Origin of the sequence: Halorubrum sp. SS7, from assembly GCF_005435055.1 — an archaeon.
Classification (GTDB): Archaea; Halobacteriota; Halobacteria; order Halobacteriales; family Haloferacaceae; genus Halorubrum; species Halorubrum salinarum.
In genome coordinates this window covers 1-24,933 of sequence record NZ_SGXV01000018.1, presented here as the reverse complement: position 1 = coordinate 24,933, position 24,933 = coordinate 1, and the positions used below count along the sequence as shown (strand labels likewise).

Annotated in this window: 20 protein-coding genes and 1 tRNA gene; 12 read left to right on the top strand and 9 right to left on the bottom strand. The window is 68.5% G+C overall.

The window, feature by feature from the left end:
• Nucleotides 1–24: 24 nt before the first annotated feature.
• Entirely contained in the window at nt 25–765 is a 741-nt protein-coding gene (locus tag EXE44_RS14000) for a hypothetical protein (RefSeq protein ID WP_053771511.1), read from the bottom strand.
• Nucleotides 766–905: 140 nt separating this feature from the next.
• On the opposite strand from EXE44_RS14000, the gene EXE44_RS13995 reads away from it, so the two are divergent.
• Nucleotides 906–1,589, top strand: a complete 684-nt coding sequence (locus tag EXE44_RS13995; protein ID WP_137717660.1) for a DUF6517 family protein — start codon at nt 906–908, stop codon at nt 1,587–1,589.
• A 436-nt stretch (nt 1,590–2,025) separates the two neighbouring features.
• Here EXE44_RS13995 and EXE44_RS21105 read toward each other — a convergent pair whose 3' ends face one another.
• A complete protein-coding gene (locus EXE44_RS21105) occupies nt 2,026–2,304 on the bottom strand; it encodes a hypothetical protein (protein ID WP_137706857.1) in 279 nt (92 codons plus the stop codon).
• A 1,219-nt stretch (nt 2,305–3,523) separates the two neighbouring features.
• Between EXE44_RS21105 and EXE44_RS13985 the strand changes: the two genes are divergently transcribed.
• From EXE44_RS13985 to gltB, 3 genes are all read left to right on the top strand, one after another.
• A complete protein-coding gene (locus tag EXE44_RS13985) occupies nt 3,524–5,035 on the top strand; it encodes a PGF-CTERM sorting domain-containing protein (RefSeq protein WP_137717659.1) in 1,512 nt (503 codons plus the stop codon).
• 108 nt (nt 5,036–5,143) lie between these two features.
• Nucleotides 5,144–5,311 carry an HEWD family protein gene (locus tag EXE44_RS20820; protein WP_167551913.1) on the top strand — a complete coding sequence of 56 codons (168 nt, stop codon included), beginning with the start codon at nt 5,144–5,146 and terminating at the stop codon, nt 5,309–5,311.
• A gap of 233 nt (nt 5,312–5,544) precedes the next feature.
• Entirely contained in the window at nt 5,545–10,236 is a 4,692-nt protein-coding gene (gltB, locus tag EXE44_RS13980; RefSeq protein WP_137717658.1) for a glutamate synthase large subunit, read from the top strand.
• Nucleotides 10,237–10,258: 22 nt separating this feature from the next.
• Here gltB and EXE44_RS13975 read toward each other — a convergent pair whose 3' ends face one another.
• Nucleotides 10,259–12,343, bottom strand: a complete 2,085-nt coding sequence (locus EXE44_RS13975; protein WP_137717657.1) for an ABC transporter ATP-binding protein — start codon at nt 12,341–12,343, stop codon at nt 10,259–10,261.
• A 491-nt stretch (nt 12,344–12,834) separates the two neighbouring features.
• Between EXE44_RS13975 and EXE44_RS13970 the strand changes: the two genes are divergently transcribed.
• Both EXE44_RS13970 and EXE44_RS13965 read left to right on the top strand, forming a co-directional pair.
• Nucleotides 12,835–13,401: an SRPBCC family protein gene (locus EXE44_RS13970; protein ID WP_137717656.1), complete on the top strand. Its 567-nt coding sequence runs from the start codon at nt 12,835–12,837 to the stop codon at nt 13,399–13,401.
• A gap of 80 nt (nt 13,402–13,481) precedes the next feature.
• Nucleotides 13,482–13,553: transfer RNA gene (locus EXE44_RS13965), tRNA-Ala, on the top strand.
• A 182-nt stretch (nt 13,554–13,735) separates the two neighbouring features.
• On the opposite strand, the gene EXE44_RS13960 is transcribed toward EXE44_RS13965, so the two are convergent.
• The 3 genes from EXE44_RS13960 to EXE44_RS13950 form a co-directional block, all read right to left on the bottom strand.
• Complete coding sequence (locus EXE44_RS13960) at nt 13,736–14,638, bottom strand: hypothetical protein (protein WP_137717655.1); 903 nt, start codon at nt 14,636–14,638, stop codon at nt 13,736–13,738.
• A 115-nt stretch (nt 14,639–14,753) separates the two neighbouring features.
• Nucleotides 14,754–15,773, bottom strand: coding sequence for an NADP-dependent oxidoreductase (locus EXE44_RS13955; protein ID WP_137717654.1), 1,020 nt, complete (start codon nt 15,771–15,773; stop codon nt 14,754–14,756).
• 162 nt (nt 15,774–15,935) lie between these two features.
• A complete protein-coding gene (locus EXE44_RS13950) occupies nt 15,936–16,136 on the bottom strand; it encodes a hypothetical protein (RefSeq protein ID WP_053772351.1) in 201 nt (66 codons plus the stop codon).
• A gap of 180 nt (nt 16,137–16,316) precedes the next feature.
• Between EXE44_RS13950 and EXE44_RS13945 the strand changes: the two genes are divergently transcribed.
• Nucleotides 16,317–17,426 (top strand): GTP-binding protein, encoded by a 1,110-nt coding sequence (locus EXE44_RS13945; RefSeq protein ID WP_053772350.1) that lies wholly within the window; start codon nt 16,317–16,319, stop codon nt 17,424–17,426.
• 60 nt (nt 17,427–17,486) lie between these two features.
• Nucleotides 17,487–18,674, top strand: a complete 1,188-nt coding sequence (locus tag EXE44_RS13940; RefSeq protein ID WP_137717653.1) for a redox-regulated ATPase YchF — start codon at nt 17,487–17,489, stop codon at nt 18,672–18,674.
• 64 nt (nt 18,675–18,738) lie between these two features.
• Here EXE44_RS13940 and EXE44_RS13935 read toward each other — a convergent pair whose 3' ends face one another.
• The gene (locus EXE44_RS13935; protein ID WP_137717652.1) at nt 18,739–19,206 is read right to left on the bottom strand and encodes a GNAT family N-acetyltransferase; all 468 of its coding nucleotides are present in this window, start codon (nt 19,204–19,206) and stop codon (nt 18,739–18,741) included.
• A 138-nt stretch (nt 19,207–19,344) separates the two neighbouring features.
• Between EXE44_RS13935 and EXE44_RS13930 the strand changes: the two genes are divergently transcribed.
• A complete protein-coding gene (locus EXE44_RS13930; RefSeq protein ID WP_121561935.1) occupies nt 19,345–20,175 on the top strand; it encodes an amidohydrolase family protein in 831 nt (276 codons plus the stop codon).
• Nucleotides 20,176–20,257: 82 nt separating this feature from the next.
• Nucleotides 20,258–20,782, top strand: coding sequence for a DUF371 domain-containing protein (locus EXE44_RS13925; RefSeq protein WP_137717651.1), 525 nt, complete (start codon nt 20,258–20,260; stop codon nt 20,780–20,782).
• A 31-nt stretch (nt 20,783–20,813) separates the two neighbouring features.
• Here EXE44_RS13925 and EXE44_RS13920 read toward each other — a convergent pair whose 3' ends face one another.
• Both EXE44_RS13920 and EXE44_RS13915 read right to left on the bottom strand, forming a co-directional pair.
• The gene (locus EXE44_RS13920) at nt 20,814–21,161 is read right to left on the bottom strand and encodes a hypothetical protein (protein ID WP_137717650.1); all 348 of its coding nucleotides are present in this window, start codon (nt 21,159–21,161) and stop codon (nt 20,814–20,816) included.
• Nucleotides 21,162–21,215: 54 nt separating this feature from the next.
• Nucleotides 21,216–21,815: a CoA pyrophosphatase gene (locus EXE44_RS13915; protein WP_137717649.1), complete on the bottom strand. Its 600-nt coding sequence runs from the start codon at nt 21,813–21,815 to the stop codon at nt 21,216–21,218.
• Between the two features lie 370 nt (nt 21,816–22,185).
• On the opposite strand from EXE44_RS13915, the gene proS reads away from it, so the two are divergent.
• Together proS and EXE44_RS13905 are read left to right on the top strand one after the other, a co-directional pair.
• A complete protein-coding gene (gene proS / locus EXE44_RS13910) occupies nt 22,186–23,661 on the top strand; it encodes a proline--tRNA ligase (protein ID WP_137717648.1) in 1,476 nt (491 codons plus the stop codon).
• A gap of 205 nt (nt 23,662–23,866) precedes the next feature.
• Nucleotides 23,867–24,933, top strand: a 1,067-nt coding sequence (locus tag EXE44_RS13905; protein ID WP_137717647.1) for a hypothetical protein, incomplete at its 3' end; no start/stop codon positions are given.

The following is a 24,933-nucleotide window of genomic DNA, read 5'->3' as shown; positions in this document are numbered from 1 at the left end:
CGATTCAGGCGACCCCCGACCCGATCAGGCGTCGTCGGCCGGCCGGATCAGGTTCGCCAGCGCGACGAGCAGACCGAGGAACCACCCGAGCGGCACCGAGATCCCGATCCACATCAGCACGTAGCCCAGCCCGGGGAGCCCCCACTGCTCGCCGAACGTCTCCAGGTCGAACGCGCCCCGGAGCATCTCGTTTATGCCCCCCACCGAGAGGAACGTGTCGAGGATCCACCGCGCGAGGTCGTAGCTCGGCGGTAAGATCAGTTCCTCCAGCGTCGGCGTGACGAGGGCGGCGACGACGGGCGGCAGGAACAGCGCCGTCATGGCGAACGGGTACGCGAGCAGGACGCTGACGAACCGCCCGCCCAGCTTCGAGAAGCCGGCGGCGAGCGCGGCCGAGACGACCGCCACCGCGCTCGCGGCGCCGACCGCGATCACCGCGTCGAACGGGAGCTGGAGGTGGGTGATGACGGTCAGCGTCCCCCAGACGACGGCCGCGACGAGCACCGCGCCGGCGACGCCGATGCGGGTGACCGCCGAGTCGAGCTTCGCCGCGTAGTAGCGCGTGGCGAACCCGACGAGCAACAGCGGGTACGCGACCGCGACGAGCGGCGCGCCGAGCACCGCCCAGAGGTAGTAGCCGACCGACTGAACCGTCGTCTCGGGCTTCCACTTCCCCAGGACGGCGCTCGGGTCGAGCTGTCGGGGGAAGACCACCTCCATCCACGTCTCGTGGAGGCGAACAACGTCTAAGAAGAGCGCTTCCACCAGCCCGGTTTGTCCTCGGCGTTCCATTTGCCTCACGTCGCGCACGCCCCGACGTGAACTTTGTGCCTTCGGCCCCGGCGTTCTCGCGACCGATACCCTCGGCGATAGTCTTAAAGAACTGTGTGGACCTACGCGATCACATGAAACGACGTGGACTGCTCGCGGCGATGGCCGCCTCGGCGTCGGTCGCGGTCGCGGGGTGCGCCGGCGAGGACGGCAGCTACGAGTTCGACGCGGAACCGGCGCGCGTCCCGGAGAGCGCGTACAGCGACTCCGGATACGACGGTCAGGAGCCGGAGTCGTTCAGCATCGACCGCGAGTTCAACGCCACGGGCGTGAACGCGCGGGTGACGGCGACGACGTGGGTCGCCCGGTACGTCAACCCGACGACCCAGTCGGCGCTGTTCGTGGCGAGCACCCCGAACGCGTCGGTCGCCGGCCAGTCGGTCAATCCGCTCGTCCGGGTGGAGGGCGCCGAGCTCATCCGCCGGCTCCTCAACCAGGTCAACCAGCAGGATATCGGCGGCGGCAACGCCGACATCCAGACGGACGACATCGAGGCGCGCGGCGAGGAGACGCGGACGATCCTCGGTCAGGAGGCGACCATCTCCGTCTTCGAAACGACGGTCAGCGCGGATGTCGAGGGCTCGAACGGGCAGAGCGGGTCGGTCGAGGACATCCCCGTTCTCCTCTACCTCACGACGATCCAACACCAGGCGGCCGACGCGGACAGCGAGGACGTGATCGCGCTGGTGGGGCTCCACCCGGTCGAGGTCGAGCAGTCCGAACAGCTGCTCGCGATGATGGAAGCGGTCGAGCACTGACCCGCTTCGGCGACCGTCCAGTCCTCTCTTTCCGTTCTGTCCGGTCCCGGACTTATCGGCGGTGAATTTCTACGAAAGCAACCCACATGTGACGCCGCTGTCTTGCGATTATTTCTCTGAGCGGAAGCTTTCCCGTTCGTAAGCCACTTATAAGCGATCGATCCGAGTGAGAGATCCCGCGGTGCGACAAGAGCCGCTTCGCGGAGGCGGGCCGACCACTGACGCCGCGCTGCCCCGGGAGCGATCGCTCTGGCATCCGTGGTTCGTTGGCTATGATCCGGACGCGATCGCTTCGATGGCTGTGGGCCGGTATTGTCGTTTGCTTCGTGATCGGTTCTGCTATCGTACTACTGGGAACAAGCATTGTTGATGCTCAAGCAAATAATTATAAACCCACTCTGAACAGCACTGGTGACGCGGAATCTATCCGAATAGGTCATTCTGGACAAAAAATAAATAACATTGAAATTCTGGTTTCGAATACATCAGACTCTCCCGGAAAAATCAGACTGTATGTGGATTTAGCTAGCATTGAGTCAAATGGAGTAAACACTTCTTCGGTCTCAATGTCAATCAACGGTATCCAGAACGGATCTGTAATTAACACCTCACAATTAGATACTGAAGATACGACTCTCCTAGCTGCTACGATACAGCCGAATAGATCTAGTCGCTCAATACATATTGACTCTGTCCAAATATCTGGAATTAACACCGATGAGGCACAACTTTCGAGAAACATAAAATATCCAATTGTAGTCACTAACAAGACTGATTTCTCACCTACCAGCCTTACTGAACGAAAGAGTACAAGTTCATTTCAAATAATAGATGGTAATATCCGAATTCACAACCAAGCGACCGGGTCAACACAACTTCATCGGGACTCCCGGACGACTGTCGGCGTAACTGTTGACAATCTCAGCGGGAATACAAATTCAACCCTATTTATCACAAAAAAGGAACATAACGAGATAATAGGTGTTAGAAATATTAGCAAAGAGACTCTTATGAGAGAAGATTCTATTTCTGTTGATCTGTCCAACCCTGGCGGAGATGTCACTGGATATCTCATAGCTAACTCTACGGTTGATACTTCAGATTTTGACATTGGAGATTATTTACCCACTAATGTAACCGGCTTAGCTCTTTCATCCGCTAGTGGTCGAGTAGTTAATGCCTATATTAAATTCGATAATTCATCACATGATAAACCACAAACAGATACCATCGTTATCTCCAGAGCTAAAGTCTCAGATACAATCAACGATGAGACTCCATACCTAATTTCACTACACCCTGTCAATTCAACAGGTCACATCCTACATGACCAAGTTATTGCTCGCTCGAGAGTTCTAACGGGATGGAGTGAGGATATTCCTCTCCATTTCAATACTACAACTCCTCAAAGTGGAATTTTCCGTAGCAACCGCTATGCTGCGTCCATTCAGTTGGCACTAGGACATAGTGCTGGTAACTGGGTATCTGTAGAAAAGGCGGAGCCTCTTCGGAACTCCGACCTTAGTCAACAGTTTGTCTCTGATGGCGTCGCCGATGGTGGAGTAATTGTCATCGAGTCTGTTCAAACAACTGGGTCAAGTACAGATACTGTCCAAATCAGCCGCAATCAGTCAATAAACACGCCCGTATACTCCGGACAAACAGTTCTGTTTAATTCCACATTAAATCCGAGATCTGTTGAGCTTCATAAAGTAGGGAAGGACGGAAACTCTCGGATTGTATCCATAGGAACACAGTTGAACAATTCCCAACAAGTCGGATATAATACTTCAACGCTCTCTACTGGTACATACTACATCCACTCAGATAGAGTGGATTCAGAGAAGTTTGAGATTATTGGAGAGGACAGAAAACGAGTTACTCTGAAGAATATTACTGAAAGGTCGAACTACGGAAGTCCAATGCGGATCTCTATGTCTCACAGTGTGCCAAGATTAAATATAACATTTTCTAGTACGAATAGTAACTCTTCTACAACACTCAACCTGACAACCAACGAGACAGGCCCGACACCCGTCACGATTAACACGTACGCGTCGCCGGAATCTTCGTCGAACTTCGTCACGACAGGCACCGGTATCTCCGTCGAGTCGATCAACGGGGACTCCGGGTCGCTCACTCCCGGGACGTACGACCTCACACTCCGGTCGGAACACGGCACCGAGGTCGCCAACGACACCGCCACAGTCACCGTGGAACCCCGATCGACGAACAACCTGACGGCGTACACGACGCAGGCGGTCGACCGCGGCGACTTCGAGAACGCGACCGCGGTCCGGGAGGCGATCGCCGACGGAACGCTCACCGAAGCGACGGCCGCGACCGCGAACGACACCGTCGTGTACGCGGTGAACGCGACGGGACTGACGGGCCTCGCGGCGACCGCGAACGGACCGCTGGAGCGTGGCGGGGATCTCGACCGACTCGACGGCCTCGAATTCGGAGTCCAACCGACGGCTACGGACGCAAGTAACGGGTCCGACGGGAACGAGCTCGGTCGTACGCCGAACGAGTCCGCAGTCCACCTCGACCGGAACGGTCTGTTTCTCGTCGTCGCCGGCGACCGCGCGTTCGGAACCGAGACGACCCCCGACCCCGGCGAAACGTTCGAGGCCGCCTTTCGCGTGGACGACGATCGGCTCCGCCGGACCGCGGCGGACGACAGGCACCGCGTGACGACCGGGCTGACCTACGCCGCAGATCCGAGCGAGGTGGACGCTGGCGTCGACTCGACCGCCGACTCCACCGAGACGACCGCGTCGGTCGCGACGGAGCCGTCGGGTCAGTCCGGTTCGGCGACCGGTTCAGACACGGGCGGCGGCTCGGCCGGTGGAAGTTCGGCTGGTGGGGGTTCGAGCGCTGGTGCTTCGGCCGCCGGCGGTTCGATTACTGGCGGGTCCCCGGGCACTGGTTCGACTGGCAGTCCGAGCGGGCCCGGCGGCGCCGTCGGCTCCGACGACGCTACCGGCACCGATATCGGTGGTAGCGGCGGGACTGACGGACCGACCGGCTCGGATCTCGGCCGGTCGACAGGGCCGCCGGGCGTTGATGTCTCGATCGCCCCCGGAACGTCCGAGATCCCGCCGGCCGCGGGACCGGCGGAGTTCTTCGGCACTGGCGGGCTCGAACCCGGCCCAGGCGGTTCCGCGGCGAACTCTCGCCCCGAGAACGGACGGTCGAGCGACGGCGAGAACGATGAGAGCGGCGGCGCGACATCGATCGCCCCCGGCAACTCGGGCGAGTCTCCGGAATCGTCTGCGGCGGGCGAGCAGTCCACGGACGAGACCGCCGCGAGCGATCTGGGCTACGACGACGCGCCGATCCGATCGACCGCGTACGACCTCCCCGGGTTCGGCCCGGTCGCGTCGCTCGCGGCGGTGGCGGGGGCCTCGCTGCTCGCTCGTCGCCGCGAGGGCGGGGCGTGAGCGCGGGCGTGACCGTCGTTCGGGCGCTCCGTCGGATCGCGCCCCGATCCAGTTCGGCGGTCGCCGGCCGTCGGTACGTTTTTGCTCGCTGACGCCTTTCGCTCGGTCATGGGCGTGACCATCACACCGCCGAAGGAGCGCGCGTGCGAACTCTGCGGGCGCGAGGAGCGATGGGACGACGAGGTGGAGGGGTGGCGGATCGCGGACGACCCGGGCAACGTCTACTGTATCCACGAGTGGGACATCAACGGCTCGTTCGTCCCGCTTCGAGAGTAATTTCGGGCTGGACGTTTCACCACTCTACTCGGGTCGAGTGAAACGTTTGCGGTGTGTTATGGGATATCCCGTCAATTATCGGGCTGAAAACCCGATAGTTCTGTCTGGTTCTGGTGGTGTGTCATCTGTTCACCACCCGTGATGAATAATTACCTTATATTCCCTAATGTGTGTACGATGGATCCTACCCCTATCAGGGTCATACCTTTAACTGTTCATCCGTAGGGAGGTGTATGACCAAGTCACGTAGTACCACCCGGGGCGTACGCGACTCGGAGTCCTCGGGTCAGGAGGGGGGGCTCGCGGCACCGACGGACGACCGGTCGAACTGCGGCATCGGCGGTGTCGTCGACCTCGACGGCGCGCCGTCGCACGACACCGTCGCGGACGCGGTCGAACTGCTCGAAAACCTCGAACACCGCGGGACGACCGGCGCCGAGGAGAACACCGGCGACGGCGCGGGGATCATGGTCGCGCGACCGGACGAGTTCTTCCGCGAGGTCGTCGACGCCGACCTCCCGGAGGAGTACGCGGTCGGCTCCGTGTTCATGCCGCCGGAACCGGGGGTCCAGGCGGAGATCCACGACGTCATCGCCGAGGTGTGCGCCGTCTACGGGCTGGAGGTGCTCGCGTGGCGCTCCGTGCCCACCGACAACGCCGACCTCGGCGCCACCGCGCTCGACTCCGAGCCCGAGGTGTCGCAGGTGTTCGTCGCGCCCGTCGAGGGCGCGGGGCTCGCCCAGCGGTTCACCAGCGAGGGGAACCGCCCCGACGACGCCGACCCGGACCTGCTCGGGTTCGACCGCGCGCTGTACGCGGCCCGCCGCGAGATCGAGAACGCGGTCTCGGAGGTCGACGGGGCGGGGCGCTTCTACGTCTGCTCGCTCGACCGCCAGCGCGTCGTCTACAAGGGCCTCCTCAAGGGCTCGCAGCTCGCGGACTACTACCCGGACCTGACCGACGAGCGCTTCGCGAGCCACGTCGCCTTAGTCCACGCGCGGTTCTCGACGAACACGCTCGGCGCGTGGCACCTCGCGCACCCGTACCGCAACATCGTCCACAACGGCGAGTTCAACACGATCCGGGGCAACGTCAACTGGATGCGGGCCCGGGAGAACGACCTCGAACACCCGGCGTTCGGGGCCGAACTCGACACGATCAAGCCGGTGATCGACGACCCGAACCAGTCGGACACCGCCAGCGTCGACAACGCGCTCGAACTGCTCCTCCACACCGACCGCGACCTCCCGCACGCGCTCCGGATGCTGATCCCGGAGGCGTTCCGCGGCGACGACCTGATGGACGACGCCCGCGCGGACTTCTACGACTACCACGCCTCGCTCGTCGAGCCGTGGGACGGCCCCGCCCTCGTCATCGGCTTCGACGGCGAGCGCGTCGCCGGCGTCTTGGACCGCAACGGGCTCCGCCCGTGCCGCTACGAGGTGACGACGGACGACCGCCTCGTCGTCGGCAGCGAGGTCGGCGCGCTCCCGACCGAGCCCGCGGACGTGCGCCGTCGGGGCCGCCTCCAGCCCGGTGAAATCTTCGTCGCCGACCCCGAGGCGGGCCGGATCGTCCCCGACGACGAGGTGTTCGAGGAGCTCACCGACGAGAAGTACGGCGAGTGGGTCGAGGACGGCCAGGTCGACCTCGACGCGCTCACCGAGGAGGACGACATCGCGGCCGGGATCGACGCCGACGCGTTCGACGGGGCGGACGGCGGGGACGCGGAACCGACCGTCCGCGCCCATCAGGCCGCGTTCGGCTACACGACCGACTCGCTGAACCACCTCGTCGAGCCGATGGCGAAGGACGGGAAGGACCCGGTCGGCTCCATGGGCGACGACACGCCGCTCTCGGTGCTGGCCGACGTGGACCGCCCGCTGTTCACCTACTTCAAGCAGCTGTTCGCGCAGGTGTCGAACCCGCCGATCGACTACATCCGCGAGGAGCTCGTCACCTCGCTCGAGACGCGCATCGGCAACCAGCGCAACCTCCTCGACGAGACGCCGGAGCACGCCGAGCAGATCGTCGCCGACTCCCCGGTCCTGACGGACGCCGAGACGACCGCCCTCCGGGACCTGCCCGGGCCGGGCGAGCGGAGCCCGGGCGACGCCGACGGGGCCGCCGACCGCCCTGACTTCACCTCCGTCGTCGTCGACGTCACCTACGACCGCGACGGGTCGCTCGTCGACGCCGTCAACCGGGTCCGCGAGGACGCCGCGGCCGCCATCGAGGACGGCGCCGACGTGGTCGTCCTCTCGGACCGCGCGGTGGGCCCGGACCGCCTGGCGGTGCCGAGCCTGCTCGCGACCGGCGCGGTCCACCACCACCTCGTCCGCAAGGGGCTCCGCAACCGCGCGGGCGTGGTCGTTGAGTCCGCCGAGCCCCACGAGGTCCACCACCTCGCGACGCTCGTCGGCTACGGCGCCGACGCCGTCGACCCGTACCTCGCGTACGCCTCCATCGCCGATGTGGTCGCCGGGCCGGACGGCGCCGACGAAGATGAGGCGCTCGCGGCGTACCGCCACGCGCTGGAGGACGGCCTCCTCAAGACGATGGCGAAGATGGGCATCTCGACGATGGAGTCGTACCAGGGCGCCCAGATCTTCGAGGCGGTCGGGCTCGACTCCGAGTTCGTCGCCGAGTACTTCGAGGGGACCGAGATCCGCACCGAGGGGATCGGGATCGAGCAGATCGAAGACGACCTGCGCACGCGCCACGCGATGGCGTTCGGCGCCGACCCCGAACTGGAGACGATCGGCGAGTACGAGCACCGCTCGTCCGGCGTGAAACACGGCTGGAACCCCCAGACGGTCGGCACCCTCCAGCAGGCCGTCCGCGGCGGCGACTACGAGCAGTACCAAGAGTTCGCGGAGCTGGTGAACGACCAGACCGAGGAGCTCCAGTCGCTTCGCGGGCTCTTGGAGTTCGACTCCGACCGCGACCCGGTCCCGGTCGAGGAGGTCGAGCCCGTCGAGTCGATCGTCGAGCGCTTCTCGACGGCCGCGATGAGCCTCGGGAGCATCTCGCCGGAGGCCCACGAGAACAACGCCATCGCGATGAACCGGCTGGGCGCGAAGTCGAACACCGGCGAGGGCGGCGAGCCGCCCGAGCGGTTCGACACCGAGAAGGAGTGTACCGTCAAGCAGGTCGCCTCCGGCCGCTTCGGCGTCACCTCCGAGTACCTCGCGAGCGCCGAGGAGCTCCAGATCAAGATGGCGCAGGGCTCGAAGCCCGGCGAGGGCGGCCACCTCCCGGGCAAGAAGGTCAACGAGATGATCGCGCACGTCCGGTGTTCCACGCCCGGCGTCGGGCTCATCTCGCCGCCGCCCCAGCACGACATCTACTCGATCGAGGACCTCAAGCAGCTCATCTTCGACCTGAAGGCCGCGAGCCCCGAGGCCGACGTGAACGTGAAGCTGGTCTCGGAGGCCGGCATCGGCACCATCGCCGCCGGGGTCGCGAAGGCGAACGCCGACGTGGTCCACGTCTCCGGTCACGACGGCGGCACCGGCGCCTCGCCGAAGACCTCGATCAAGAACGCCGGTCTGCCGTGGGAGCTCGGGCTCGCGGAGGCGAACCAGATGCTCCGCGCCACCGGGCTGCGCGACCGCATTCGCGTCTCCGCGGACGGCGGGCTGCGGACCGGTCGCGACGTCGCGGTCGCGGCCGCCCTCGGCGCCGAGGAGTACGTCTTCGGCACCGCGTCGCTCGTCACCGCGGGCTGCGTGATGGCCCGGCAGTGCCACGAGAACACCTGCCCGGTCGGGGTCGCCACCCAGCGGGAGGACCTCCGCCAGCGGTTCCCCGGCCAGCCGGACCACGTCATCAACTACATGACGTTCATCGCGCAGGAGCTGCGCGAGATCATGGCCGAGCAGGGGTACACGGAGCTTGAGGAGTTCATCGGCCGCCCTGAGCTGCTCGCACAGCGCGACACCGACCACGAGAAGGCGAAGCACCTCGACCTCTCGGCGGTCATCGCCGAGCCCGCGGGCGAGTCCCGCACCAAGGTCCGCGAACAGGCCCACGGCGGCATCGACGACCTGCTCGACTGGGACCTCATCGAGGAGGCCGCGCCCGCCATCGAGGACGGCGCGCCGGTCGCGCTCACCCGCGACGTGCGCAACGTCGACCGCGCGGTCGGCGCCACGCTCTCGAACCGCGTCGTCTCCGAGCACGGCGGCGAGGGGCTCCCGGACGACACCATCTCCTGCCGGTTCGACGGCGAGGCCGGACAGAGCTTCGGCGCGTTCCTCGCGCCGGGGATCACGATGGAGCTGTCGGGCGCCGCCAACGACTACGTCGGCAAGGGGCTCTCCGGCGGGCGGCTCGTGATCGACACGCCCGCAGAGGCGGCGTACGACCCGACCGAGAACGTCGTCGCCGGCAACGTCTGTCTGTACGGCGCCACCGAGGGCGAGATGTACGTCAACGGCGTCGCCGGCGAGCGGTTCGGCGTCCGCAACTCGGGCGTGAAAGCGGTCGTCGAGGGCGTCGGCGACCACGGCTGCGAGTACATGACCGGCGGCGTCGTCGCCGTCCTCGGCGACACGGGCCGCAACTTCGCGGCCGGGATGTCCGGCGGCATCGCCTACGTGTACGACCCCGACGACCGCCTCGACGACCGCGTCAACCGCGGGATGGTGTCGGTCTCCGAGACGCTGGAGGGATCGGACGAGCGGATGCTCCGCCGGCTCGTCGAGAACCACCGCGCGTACACCGACAGCGAGCGCGCGGCCGACCTCCTCGACGACTGGGAGGCCGCGCTCGACGACTTCGTCCGCGTCTTCCCCGACGCGTACGCGGAGGTCATCGCGGAGGGCACGGGCGCCGACGTGCGCGACGAGCCGCCCGCGCCCGCCGCTGCGGTGCCGGACGCCGACGCCGACGCGACCGGTCAGGTGTCGAGCGACGACTGAGCCGCGAAACGAGCGCCGCCCGCTACTCTAAGGTCTCCGAGTCGACCTCGCTCTCGGTCGCCCGCTCGACCGCGCGGTCGACGTGGCGCTCGCGGGCGCGCTCGACGAACTCCTCCGGAAGCTCGTCTATCTCGCCGGCCTGGACGCCCCAGAGCTTCGCGTAGAGCCCGTCCGCGGCGAGCAGTTCGTCGTGGGTGCCGCGCTCGACGACCTCGCCGTCCTCCAACACTAAGGCGGTGTCGGCGTCGGTGACCGTCGAGAGGCGGTGCGCGATGACGAAGGTGGTGCGGTCGGCGGCGAGGCGGTCGAGCGAGCGCTGGATCAGCATCTCGGTCTCGGTGTCGACGGCCGAGGTCGCCTCGTCGAGGATGAGTATCGCGGGGTCCTGGAGGACGACCCGGGCGATGGCGAGGCGCTGGCGCTGTCCCCCCGAGAGCTTCACGCCGCGCTCGCCGATCCGCGTCTCGTAGCCGTTCGGCAGCGACGAGATGAACTCGTGGGCCTCCGCGGCCTTCGCGGCCTCGACCACGCGCTCGCGGACCTCGTCCTCGTCGAGGCCCTCGGCGCCCGCCTCATCGATCCGCGTGAACCGCCCGTAGCGGATGTTCTCGGCGATGGTGCCGTCGAACAGCGTGGTGTCCTGCGCGACGTAGCCGACCGACGAGCGGAGGCTCTCGACGGTCACGTCGCGCACGTCGTGGCCGTCGACGCGGATGGCTCCGTCGGTCACGTCGTACAGCCGGAGGAGGAGCTTGAGCAGCGTCGACTTCCCGGCGCCGGTCGGGCCGACGAGGGCGACGGTGTCGCCCGGCTCGGCGGCGAACGAGACGCCGCGGAGGACCTCCTCCTCGGCGTCCTCGGGGTCGACGAGGGCGTTCTCGGGGTACGCGAAGGAGACGTCGCCGTACTCGACCGCGCCCGCGACGCCACCGTGGTCGGGGTCGCCGGCCGGCGTCACGCCGCCATCGTTTCGAGCCCCGTCGTCGCTCCGGCCCTCGCCGCCGAGCTCGACCGCGTCGTCGGCGTCCTCGATGCGGACCGGGATGTCGCGCAGGCCGAACACGCGCTCGCAGGAGGCCTTCGCGTTCTCGTACTGGTCGATGATGTTCGAGACCTCGGCGAGCGGGGCGACGAACTGCTGCGTGAGGAGGACAAAGGTGACGAACGTCCCGACGGTCAGCTCGGTGGAGAACGGGCCCGGCGGGCCGTTCGCGAGCCAGTAGCCGCCGACCGCGAAGGTGGCGGCGAAGGCGAGCCCGGCGAGCAGTTCCATCCCGGGGCGGTAGACGTAGTTGAGCCGGAGGATCGACATCGTCCGCTGGAAGTACGAGAACGAGGCGTCCTCCACGCGCTCGCTCTCGTGGGCCTCCGTGTTGGAGGTCTTCACCAGTTCGACGCCCGACAGCGCGTTTTCCAGGGCGGTGTTGAGGTCGCCGACGACCGACCGCTGGGCGGTGTACCGCGGCTCAACCGCGCGCATGAACCAGAGCGTGAAGAGGAACATCAGCGGGATCGCGGCGAGGGTGACGACCGCCAGCTCGTAATTGTAGTAGACGAGGACGGTCGCGATCCCGACGAGCATCACGCCGAGGCGGGCGGAGTTCTGGAGGGCGTTGTCTAAGAAGACCTCCAGGTTCGAGGCGTCGTTGTTGAGGACGGACATGACCTCGCCGGTCTGTTTGTCGTCGAAGAAGGTCATGTCGAGTCGCTGCATCTGGTCGAAGGAGTCGGTGCGGACCGCGTGCATCACGCGGTGCGCGAAGTTGTTCGCCGCGATGCCGTAGACGTACGTGAACACGCCCGTCACGATGAACGACCCGAAGATGAGCAGCACGGAGAGGCGGAACTGCGCGCCGTCCTCGGTGGGGAGCCACGCGTCCGGCACGATCGGGAGCGTGTAGGGACCGGTGCCGGTGAAGACGGCGTCGATCGCGACGCCGAGGACGACCGGCGGGATCAGCCCCGCCACCCGGGCGACGATGTTGGCGACCATCCCGACCACGAGCCAGTGGGCCTCGGAGGCCCCGTACTCGCGGAACAGCCGTCCGAGGGGTCGATCCACCCGGTCGCGGTACACTTCGAAGGCGTTGCGCTCGTCGGCAGCCATGGGCGTACGAGCGCCGCGACCCCCATGTATCCGGCGGCTTCGGCGGCCCGTTCCGGGTTCGGCTGATCGCGGTCCTTCACTCGTCGTTCACGTATAAGACACCGATCACGTGCGGTGGCGCGCGCCTTCGAGTGGCCGCCGACGGCGGCCGCGAGGAGCGCGCGCGAGGGAGTCGGTGGTCCGGAGCGAAGCGGAGGACCACCGACGAGGCTGGGGAGGTGTGAGGCGCGGTGCGGTCGCTGTTGGGTGGGACCCAAAGGGGCAGTCGCGAGGACGACGACGCGCGACGCAAGGACCGCAGGGAGCGTAGCGACCGAGGACCGCAGCGAGCGCATCGAGTCCTCGCGACTGGGGCTTTGGAGGCGGTCACGGCCGATCTCTCGTCGGCTACTTGTATATCAGCGTCCGGAGATCCGACAGCGACTGTCACGGAAAGGCCGACCAAGCACTGTCGCCGGACCGTTTAATAAGCGCCGCGCGAACCCGAGTACGTGGACGAACTCGTCGTGCGAACGGAGGTGTACGCCGACCCCGAGGAGGTGTACGAGTTCCTGCTGGACTTCCCGCAGTACGCGAACTACTCGGAGTACCTCCGCGAGGTCCGCACCGTCACCGGCGACGGCGGGCCCGGGACCCGGTACGCGCTCACGTTCGCGTGGTGGAAGATATCCTACACCGCCCGCTCGGAGGTGACCGGCGTCGACCCGCCCGCCCGCATCGACTGGGAGATCACGAAGGACATCGACGCCGGCGGCTGCTGGCGGGTGACGCCCGCGGCGAGCGACGACGCGAGCGACGACACCGACCGGACCGGCGACGCCGACCGGACCGGCGACGCCCCCTGCGAGGTCGCGCTCGAAGTCGAGTTCGACCCGGGCTCCGCCAGTTCGGACGCGCTCGATCTCCCGCGGCTGGTCTCGTTCGACTGGGTGTTGAAGAAGGCGGTCCCGCTGATCCGAGACGAGGCCGAGCAGGTCGTCGAACGCGCCGTTCAGGACTTGGAGGGGTCGAGGCGGGACGTGGATCTCGACGTGTACGTCGACTCCGACCGGATTTGACCCGCTCCGGGGCGGCCCGCCTCGCGTCGGCGAGTCGAAGGCCTTAATATATCCAGCGGGGAACGAACGGATGCGTTCGCGGGCTCGTAGATCAGTGGTAGATCATCCCCCTGGCACGGGGAAGGCCCGGGGTTCAAATCCCCGCGAGTCCACTCCTGCGCTCACTTCGTTCGCTTAGTCGTTCCCTCGCGTGGTCCCACTCGCTCACTGCGTTCGCTCGCGGGACCCCCGCGAGTCTACGTTTTGCGCCGCGAGCAACGTCGCGGTCGGTGTAATCCGTACTGAGGGGTCGAACCCTCACTCACACGCATCGAACGAAGAGACCCCTTCCCGTTCACCACACGCTGCCCCGGTACTCCAGCCGTAGGTGGTCGGCCGTCTCCGGCGGGATCCCCATCTCCTCGAACATCCGTCGGAAGGTCGCGCGAACGTCGGCTTCCTCGAAGGACCGGGAGGCGCGCGTCTGCGCGTCGACCTCGATCCCGCCGTGGTAATCGAGGTGGACGCGGTAGATGTCCCCGTCGACCTCGTGCGTGACGGTCGCCCGAGAGAGGACGAAGTCGATCGCTCCCAGTCGCGCTTCGCCCGCGTAGTACTCGCGAGTGTGCTGACCGGAGCCCGGGACAGAACGCTCGGTGACTGTCGTCGCGCGAGCGGTCAGATCGTCGTACGTCGCGCGGAACGCGACCGGTTCCTCGATCCGGATCCCCGGGGCGCCCGCCCCGGGCTCGTCGGGATCGGCGTCACGGACGTCCGCTCGCAGGTCCTCGACGTACCCCGCCGCGGTCGCCTCGTCCATCTCGAACAGCGTCGTGAACCGATCGACGAGCCACTCCTCCGGCGGGAGGTCGTCGACGGTGAACGCGCCGCGGTTGCCGTCCGCGAAGACGGTCACGACGGTGACGCCCTCGTCGGCGTAGAAGGTGGCCCACAGCCGCGTCGCCTCCGAGCGGTCGAACGTGACCCTGAACGCCTCGTACTCCGGGCCGAGGTCGGCGTCGAGCTCGTCGATCCCCGGCGGGTGGAAACCGCTCGATCCGACGCGCTCGACCGCGTACCCGGCCGCGTCGGCTCGGTCCAAGGCGTCTTCGTACGCGAGGTCCGACACGGTGACGCCGTCCGAGGAGTACGACGCCACGTCGGACCCGATCAGGACGCCCGCGAAGACCGCGTACGCGGCGGCGACGACGACGACGGCCCCGACGAGCGCGACCGCGGCCCAGCGGCGTAATTCCATACGCGCCGATACATCTCAGCGTCGTATAGCCCTGCCGACGGTTCCCTCGCAGCGGTGACGACCGCCGCGGTGCCGGCCCGCAGCCTCCCGCGTAACGCGGTCGAGCGGGCCGCGGCTACTGCTCCGCCGCCGACACCCGCACCACCTGCTTCCCGATGTTGTCGCCGGAGAACAGGCCGAGGAAGGCGTCGGGCGCGTTCTCCAGGCCCTCCACGACCGTCTCGCGGTGTTCGAGGTCGCCGCTCGCGACCCACCCCGCGAGGCGCTCGCTCGCCTCGCCGAACCGGGTCGCGAAGTCCCCGACGAGCAGGCCCTGGACCTTCGCGCGCACGGAGATGAGCTGCGGGAGCTTCCGTGGGCCGGTCGGGACCGTCTCGTCGTTGTAGTGGGCGATCTGACCGCAGACCGCGACGCGCGCGTCGAGGTTCAGCTTCGTGAACACGGCGTCCGTGATCGGGCCGCCGACGTTGTCGAAGTACACGTCGACGCCGTCCGGCGCCGCCTCGTCGAGCGCGGCCCGGTAGTCGTCCGTCGTCTTGTAGTTGATCGCGGCGTCGAAGCCGAGGTCGTCGGTGAGCCAGTCGGTCTTCTCGTCGCTGCCGGCGAAGCCGACCACCCGACACCCGTTCAGCTTCGCGATCTGGCCGACGACGGAGCCGACGGCGCCGGCCGCGCCGGAGACGACGACCGTGTCGCCGGGCTTCGGCTCGGCCACGTCGAGGAGGCCGAAGTAGGCGGTCCGGCCGGGCATCCCGAGGACGCCGAGGTACGCCTCGGGGGCGGCGACGGTCGGGTCGACCGGCGCGACGTCGTCGGCGTCGAGCGTCGCGTAGTCGGCCCAGCGCCCCTCGCCGGTCACGAGGTCGCCCGCGTCGTACGCCTCACTCTCCGTTTCGACCACTTCGCCGACGACGCCGCCCTTGAGCGCGTCGCCCACGTCCCACGGCTCGGCGTACGACTCGGCGTCGCGCATCCGGCCGCGCATGTACGGGTCGACGGAGAGGTACCGAACGCGGACGAGGAGCTCGCCGGGGTCGGGGTCAGGAACCTCGGTCTCGCGCAGTTCGAAGCTGTCCTGGTCGGGCTCGCCGGTCGGCCGCTCGGCGAGAAGCCACTCGCGGTTGGTGTCCGTCACGGTCGCCGTTGGGGGATGGAACGCAATAGGGTTTGGACCCCAGCAGCCGGCGTGGGGATCCGAAACTCGCAGCCGGCGGGGTGGTCGAAGCATGCGCGGCGGTCAAAGAGTCGCGGCGGGGGACCGTCGCTCACGGGAATCCGCGAGCGACCGCCGGGCGACTCACGCGACCGCGACGCCGTTGCGCGCGAGGTAGTTGCTGGCGGCCTTGATCTCGACCGGGCTCCCGATGATCCGGTACTGGTCGGAGCCCTCCACGACGGTGACGGTGAAGCGGGATTCGAGACACTCCCGGTGCCCGTCGAGCGCGCGGCGCGGGAGGACGATCTGCGTACTGTCGCGAAGGCTCGACGGATCTGGCATTCGGCGTGTGAGAGGGTTATTCGTCTCCGATATAACCGTGTCGAAGTATCGGCGGCCCAACCACTTGCGGCGGCGGCGAACGGCCGGCTCGCGCGGGGCTGGCGGTCGATCCGATCCCCCATCGCGGGCCGGCGACCCGAAGGAACACCTTTAACGAGCCGACCGGCCGAGGAACGGGTAATGGGACTGGAGGAGGAGATCGAAGACCTCCGCGAGGAGATCGCCAACACGCCCTACAACAAGGCCACGGAGGCCCACATCGGGCGGCTGAAGGCGAAGCTCGCGGAGAAAAAGGAGAAGCTGGAGAACCAGTCCTCCGCCGGCGGCGGCCACGGCTACGCGGTCGAGAAGCACGGCGACGCCACCGTCGCCCTGGTCGGGTTCCCGAGCGTCGGCAAGTCCACCCTCATCAACGCCCTCACGAACGCCGACAGCGAGGTCGGCTCCTACGAGTTCACGACCCTCGACGTCAACCCCGGCATGCTGCAGTACCGCGGCGCGAACATCCAGATCCTCGACGTGCCGGGCCTGATCGAGGGCGCCGCGGGCGGCCGCGGCGGCGGGAAGGAGGTGCTCTCGGTGGTCCGGACCGCGGACCTCGTCGTGTTCATGCTCTCGGTCTTCGAGATCGAGCAGTACGACCGGCTCCGCGAGGAGCTGTACAACACGAACATCCGCCTCGACACCGAGCCCCCGAACATCAACATCCGGAAGACGCACAAGGACGGGCTCGGCGTGACGATGAGCGACGAGGTGAGCCTCGACGAGGAGACGGTCAAGCAGGTCCTCCGCGAGTACGGCTACGTCAACGCGAAGGTGACGATCCCCCACGACCTCACCATCGACGAGCTGGTCGACGCCGTGATGGACAACCGCGAGTACCTCCCCTCGATGGTCTCGGTCAACAAGGCGGACCTCATCGACAAGAGCTACCTCCCGACCGTGAAAGAGGAGCTGCGCGAGCGCGACCTCGACCCCGACGACGTGGTGTTCATCTCCGCGCAGGAGGGGCTCGGCCTCGACGGGCTGAAGGAGCGCCTCTGGGAGGAGCTGGGGGTCATTCGGATCTACATGGACAAGCCGGGCCGCGGCGTCGACTACGAGGAGCCGCTCATCCTGTTCGAGGGCGACACCGTCGGCGACGCCTGCGAGAAGCTCGGCGGCGAGTTCGACGAGCGGTTCAAGTTCGCGCGCGTGACCGGCGAGAGCGCGAAACACGACGACCAGCAGGTCGGGAAGGGGCACGAACTGGCCGACGAGGACGTGCTCCGGATCGTCGCGCGGAAGTAGCCCCGCGCGCTCGCCCCGCCCGACCGAAAGGCGCTTTTCGCGGGGCCGCGACCCTCGGGTATGCTCACGGTCGCGCTCGCGGGCAAGCCGAACGCCGGCAAGTCCACCTTCTACACCGCCGCCACGATGGCCGACGTCGACGTCGCGAACTACCCGTTCACGACCGTCGACCCGAACCGAGGCGTGACCTACGTCCGCACCGAGTGCCCCTGCCTCGACCGCGAGGAGCGCTGCGGGGCGGAGAACTGCCGCGACGGGAAGCGGTACGTCCCGATCGAGCTCCTCGACGTCGCCGGCCTCGTTCCCGGCGCCCACGAGGGGAAGGGGCTCGGCAACCAGTTCCTCGACGAGCTGACGAACGCGGACGTGGTGTTGAACGTCGTCGACGCCTCCGGCGCCACGAACGCCGAGGGCGACCCGGTGGAGGTCGGGAGCCGCGACCCCCTCGACGACGTGGACTTCATCGAGGAGGAGATGGACCTGTGGCTCGCCGGCATCGTCGACCGCAACTGGGAGGGCGTCGAGCGGCAGTCCCGCGCGCCGGACTTCGACCTCGAAGCGGCGCTGTCGGACATGCTCACCGGGTTCGGCGCGACCGAGCGCGACGTGACCGCGGTCCTGCGCGGGCTGGAGTACCCCGACGACCCGAAGGCGTGGACCGACGGGGACCGCGAGGCGCTCGCGCGGGCGGTCCGCCGCCGCACCAAGCCAATCGTCGTCGTCGCGAACAAGGTCGACGCGGCGCCCGACGGCGCTGTCGAGCGCATCCGCGAGGGGACCGACAAGCCCGTGATCCCGGCGACCGCCGACGGCGAACTCGCCCTGCGCCGCGCCGCGGAGGCCGGGATCGTCGACTACGACCCGGGCGACGAGGAGTTCGCCATCACCGGCGAGGTCTCCGACGACCAGCGCGCCGGCCTCGACGCGCTCCGCGAGTCGATGGCGGCCCACGGCGGGACGGGGGTCCAGACCGCGCTGAACGCGGCCGTCTACGACCTGCTCGACCGGATCACCGCCTACCCGGTCCAGGACGCCGGCAAGTGGACGGACGGGACGGGCAACGTCCTCCCCGACGCCTTCCTGCTGCCCGCGGGCTCGACTCCGCGCGACCTCGCGTACGCGGTCCACTCCGACATCGGTGAGGGGTACCTCCACGCGGTGGACGCGCGCGCCTCGCGCCGGATCGGCGAGGGCCACGAGCTGACCGAGGGCGACGTGGTCAAGATCGTCTCGACGGCCGGGCCGTAGCGGCCCCCTGGGGAGCGAGCGTCATCGGCCGGGGGCGTCGCCGGTGGTGGGCGCCGCCCGCTGATCACTCCAGCGAGCGCGCGTACGTCACCTGCTTGGGCTCGAAGCCCGCGTCGCGGTAGAACCGCCGCGCGCCGTCGTTGCCCCACTCGCAGGAGACGGTGAGGTAGTCGCGATCCTCCTCGCGGGCCATCGCCTCCACCCGTTCGAGGACCGCGCTGCCGTGCCCCTCGTTCCGGCGGCCCGGGTCGATTTCGAGGTTCACCACGTCGAGGTACCGCCCCCGCTCCCGGGAGGGGCGCTCGCCCGCTTCGAGGGTGACGAACCCGACCGTCTCGCCGTCGACGACCACGAGGTAATCGGTCACGGAGGGGTCGTCGAGGTGCGCGCGGAACCCGTCGTCGGGGACCGCCTCCGCGTCCGGATAGACGATTTCGTTCAGCGTCGAGTGCGACTCCATCGCCGTCGCGAGGTCGTACCATCGCTCGACGAGCGCGTCGAGGTCGTCCTCGTCGGCTGCCACGAGTTCCATGTCGATCCGCGACGGCGGACGGTCACTTCAGCGTTCGTCCGGTGTGCGTCGCCGTCTCGGTCGGGGCGCGGGGGCGGTCTCCGCCGTGCGACCGACAGGCACATGCGGGTCGCCCGAGACGGGCCGGTAGAGAGCGGCATGCTCGGGCTCGAACACGACTTCCGGATCGTCGACACCCGCGCGACCCTCGACCCCGACGAGTCGTCGGTCGCCACCCACGGGCGCGACATCTCGCCGGAGCGCCTGGAACGCGAGATGCTCCAGGCCGGGATCGTCCGCGCGGTCGCGAGCCCCGGGCAACGCGCCGCCGGGCGGAGCTACCTCCGCGCGAACAACGCCGTCGCCCGCCTCTCCATCGACCGCCCGTTCGTCGCGTTCGCCCGCCTCAACGGCCCCCGCGACCCCGGGACCGGCCCGGTGTCGGCCGTCCGGAACCTGCGGGCCGAGCGCGACGACCACCACACCCGCCCCGACGACGTCGAGCAGTACTCCTACGACGACCGCTTCCACGGGTTCACGCTGGCGCCCCACGTCGACGGCCTCCCCAACGAGGACGTGCTGACCCGCCTCGAGGACGCCGACCTCCCCCTGTTCGTCCACGCGGGCCGGGAGTTCCCGCCTGAGGCGGTCGAGACGGAACTGCTCGGCTACGACCTCCCGGTCGTGCTGGGTAGCTTCGGCGGGTACCCGCTGGACGCCGACCTGATGAACGAGACGCTCGACCTGCTCGACGAGTACGACCGGCTCCACGTCGACACGAGCGCGGTCCGGTACCGCGAGGTGCTCGAACGCGGCGTCTTGGAACACCCCGACCGCGTCCTCTTCGGCTCCGGCGCGCCGGACGTCCACCCGAACGTCGGCGTGATGGAGGTGCTCACGCTCGACGTCTCCGAGGACCTGATGCGGCGCGTGCTGGCGAAGAACCCCGCCCGCCTCGTCCCCGCGCTCGCCGAGGGCGCCGACGTGTGACCCGGAGCGCCCCCGCCGCCCGCGGATCGATCCGCGCCGCCGAAGCGACGCGCACTTGTCGCGCCGCCGCCGACCGACGGACATGAGCGACGCAGACGCCCGGAGCGACCCCGTCGCGGGCGACGCCGACGCGGGCGCCGACGACCCGTACGTCGAGGTCGTGCGCGCGGTCGGCCACGAGCACGTCACCGCCGAGCACGCGAGCACGTTCGAGTTCACGACCGACGACTGGCTCACGCCGGCGGGCGACTGTATCGTCGGCGTCGAGGCGGACCGGGCCCCGCGGGACTTCTCGGCCGAGTTCCGCGAGGCCTGCCGGGACGCGGACGCGACGATCACGGCCACCGTCGCGGCCGGGGAGCCGGGCGCCGAGGCGGTCGACCTCTCGGACCCCGCTCACGTCGACCGGGTCGTCGGCCGCGGCGACCCCGGGCTCGCCCTGCTCGACGAGCGTTCCATGGTCGGACGCACGAGCGACTACACCGACGACGAGCGGACGGTCCTCGTCGACGGCGACGGCGCCGCGGCCGACCTCGACCGCGACCTGGTCGCCGCGCTCGCCGACGGCGCGCCCGCGGCGCTGCGGCTGGCGGTCGAGCCGGCGTGAGCGGCCGCTCCGAGTCGGGCGCCGCGAGCGGTCAGGACCGATCGGCGGCGTCGATGATGTCGAGGACGGGGAACGGCTCGGTCCGGTCGAAGGAGGCGAAGACGGCCTCGTAGCGGGCCGAGGGGAACACGAACACGACGACGTTCTCGAAGAACAGCGTCTGGGCCTCGATCGACTCGTCGATCAGCTGCTTGAAATCGTCGCTGGAGACCTGATTCGCCATTATCAGCCGGTAGGCGGACTCCAGATCCTGGTCCGAGTACAGGGACGCGAGGTCGTCCCGGACGTACTCGATGGTGAAATCGAGGGACCCGAGGTGGGCTATCACCCGGGCCTCCGCGCCGTCGACCGCGCGGAGGCTCTCGACGAGGTCGGACATACCGGTGAAGCGTCCTTCGTCGTAGTAAAGCTGGTCATTCGGGGCCGAAACCGCTCAGATCGGGAGTTCCGCGTCCGCGCCGACGACCCGGTCCGGCTCCGCGGGCGCGCGCCAGTCGGTCGTCCGTTCGAGGAGTTGGACGACCATGCGGCCGGTCACGCCCCAGACGGTGTAGCCGCCGACGTGGAAGAAGTGGACGCGGTGATCGCCGTACTCCGGGTGGCCGACCCGGCGCTCCGACTCGTAGTTCGCCGGGTCTGTGAGCGCGTCGACCGGGAGGACCGCCACCTCGGCGACCTCCGACTCGTCCGGGACGTACTCGCGGTCGGGGGCGACGCCGACGAACGGGCGGACCGCGTACTTGCTCGACGTGCGGGTGTCGTCGAGGCGCCCGACGACGTCGACCTCCGTCGGTCGCATGCCGACCTCCTCGTCGGCCTCGCGCAGCGCGGTGTCGGTCAGCGTCCGGTCGATCGGCTCGCGGCCGCCCCCGGGGAAGCTCATCTGCCCGGGGTGCTCGCCGAGGTGCGCGGCGCGCTTGGTGAAGAGGAGGTGGGCGTCGCCGTCCCGCGCGATCACCGGCGCCAGCACGGCCGCCTCCCGGCGTCCGGCGAGCGACTGCGGCGCGTGTCGACGCAGCCCCGACAGGTCCATGGACGAGGTAGGCGACGCGACGCGGTTAACGTTTCCGCGAATTCCGACCGCGTCGGACGGGAACGTATCGCGCGGAGGTCGGGGCGACGCGCCGACCCCGGCTCAGATCGCCGGTATCTGACGGACGAGCGTCGCCACGAGCGCCGACAGCACGACGATCATCGCCGCGAGCAGGACGGTCCGCTTCGTCGGGTACATCGTGTTCGCGGGAGGGGCGGGGCGACCAAGTACCCCGCCGACCGTCGTCCCGAGTTTAGCCGAATTTGGCGACGCGCCGGGCCGAAGGGGCTCCGTACCGACGTACCCCGCGGACGGGCGACGGCGGTCGGGTTCGGACCTTTTAAGCCCGCGACACCCGCTTTCGAGAGTAATGAGCGACGACGACCAGGAGCTCGGTATCACCGAGTCCAAGACGCACAACACCGGCGAGTGGTACGCCGAGGTCGTACGGAAGGCGGGGCTCGCGGACTACGGCCCCGAGGGGATGAGCGGGTTCATCGTCACCCGCCCGCGGGCGTACGCCGTCTGGGAGCGCCTCCAGGGCTTCCTCGACGCGAAGTTCAAGGACACCGGCGTCCAGAACGCCTACTTCCCGCTGTTCATCCCCGAGTCGTACCTCGAACGCGAGAAGGACATCGTCGAGGGGTTCGACCCCGAGGTGGCGTGGGTCGACGAGGCCGGCAACAAGGAGCTCGAAGAGCGGCTGGCGGTCCGCCCCACCTCCGAGTCGATCATCACGCCGTACATCAGCCAGTGGGTCCGGAGCCACCGCGACCTCCCGCTGCGCGTGAACCAGTGGTGCTCGGTCGTGCGGTGGGAGGCGACCGAGACGAAGCCGTTCTTCCGCACGAAGGAGTTCCTCTGGCAGGAGGGCCACACCGCGCACGCGACCCGCGAGGACGCGTGGGACGAGACGATGACGCGGCTCGACCAGTACGAGTCCGTCTACGAGGACCTGCTCGCGCTGCCGGTCCTGAAGGGACAGAAGCCGGACCACGACAAGTTCCCCGGCGCCGACACGACGACGACCGTCGAGGCGCTGATGCCCGACGGGAAGTCGGTCCAGGCCGGCACCTCTCACCACCTCGGCCAGTCGTTCGCGGAGGCGTTCGACATCACCTACTCGGACGAGGACGAGGAGGAGCGCACCGCCCACACCACCTCGTGGGGGCTCTCGTGGCGCGCGCTGGGCGCGCTGATCATGACCCACTCCGACGAGCAGGGGCTCGTCCTCCCCCACACCGTCGCCCCCACGCAGGTCGTCGTCGTCCCCATCTGGCAAGAGGACACGAAAGACGACGTGCTGGCGTACGCGGAGGGCGTGGCCGACGACCTCGACGACGCGGGGATCCGGGTCGAGCTCGACGACCGCGACGAGCGCAACCCCGGGTTCAAGTTCAACGAACACGAGCTGAACGGGATCCCGCTCCGGATCGAGATCGGCCCCCACGAGGTCGACGACGAGGAGCTCACCCTGGTCCACCGGCCCGACGGCGAGAGCGTCGAGGTGGACCGCGACGGGGTCGCCGAGACGGTCCGCGAGCAGTTCGACGAGATATACGCCAAGCTGTACGCGACCGCCGAAGAGACCCTCGACGACGGCGTGCGCGAGGCCGACGACCGCGCCGACATCCTCGGCACGCTCGGCCAGCACGGCGGCTACGTGAAGGCCCCGTGGTGCGGCGACGAGGCCTGCGAGGAGCCGATCAAGGAGCCCATGGCCGCCGAGATCGTGATGGTTCCGTTCGAGGACGACGACCCCCTCGCCGACGGGGGGCACGACGAGACGTGCGCGATGTGCGACGCCGACGCCGAGCGGACCGCCTACTTCGCGAAGACGTACTGAGCCGCGGCGGTGCCGGCGCCGCCTGCGCTACCGGGTTCGCGCGGTGGCGGTGACCCGGACCGCGCGTCCCCTGTGGGAGTGACCCCTCGGCGACGCGACGTTCCTCCGGGATCGAACTGACCCCCTCACGTCGTGCGATTAATCCGCGTTGATCCGACTTAACGGAGTTCCGGGTATATAGGGACGGAGTGCGTACGCGCAGGTGATGAACCGATGGATTGCCGGCCTCGTCGTCGCGGCCGTCGCCGCCGCGGTGATCGCGGGGGCCGCCGCCGCCGCGCCGGCGGGAGCGGTGACCGCACAGACCGACGCGCCGAACGGGAGCGGTGCGGACTCCGGCGCCGAGAACGCGACGGTCGACCTGAGTCCCGGCGAGCAGCTCGCCGGCGTCGTCGGCGTGCAGGGCGCCGAGATCGAGGGCGAGGTCGAGTCGCGGGCCTTCGAGGTCGGGCTCCGCGAGGCGGCGAGCAACGAGAGCCGCGCCGCCGTCGTTGCGGAGCGCCTGAACCGGACCGAGGAGCGCCTCGCGGAACTGGAGCAGCGACAGGAGGAGCTGCGCGAGCGCCGCGCGGCCGGCGAGTTGAGTCAGGGGGAGTACGCCGCGCGAATGGCGACGACGACCGCGCGGATCGAGACGCTCTCTCGCGGGCTGAACCGGAGCGCGAGCGCGGCCGCCGAGCTCCCGGCCGCCGTCCGCAGCGAGGCGGGCGTCGACGGCGAGCGACTGACGGCGCTGCGCGAGCGCGCGAGCGAGCTCAGCGGCCCCGAGGTCGCCGCCATCGCCCGCGGCGTGGCCGGCGAGGGCGTCGGCGGGCCGGTGGCGCCCGGGCGGCGCGGCCCGCCGGCGAACGGCACCGAACGCGGCCCGCCGGGCGACGCCGGTCCGCCCGGTGCCGACGCCCCGGGCGGGACCTCGGGAAACGGCTCGATGGGGCCACCGGGAGCGGGATCCGGGAACGGCTCGATGGGGCCACCGGGAGCGGGATCCGGGAACGGTTCGATCGGAGCGCCGGGCGCGGGCTCCGGGAACGGATCGGTCGGCGGTCCCGGTGACGGGTCAGCCGGCCCGCCGGACTCGGGGAACGCGACCGGCTCGGGCCCCGGCGGGTCCGGGAACGCGACCGACGGCGGCTCCGGCAACGCGTCGAGCGGTCCCTCGGCCGGCTCCGGCACCGGGTCCGGGAGCGAGGGCGGTCCGGGTGGCGGCAGTTCGAGCGGCGGCAACGGCACGTCCCCGCAACGACGCATGCGTTCACCGACGGGCGCGATACC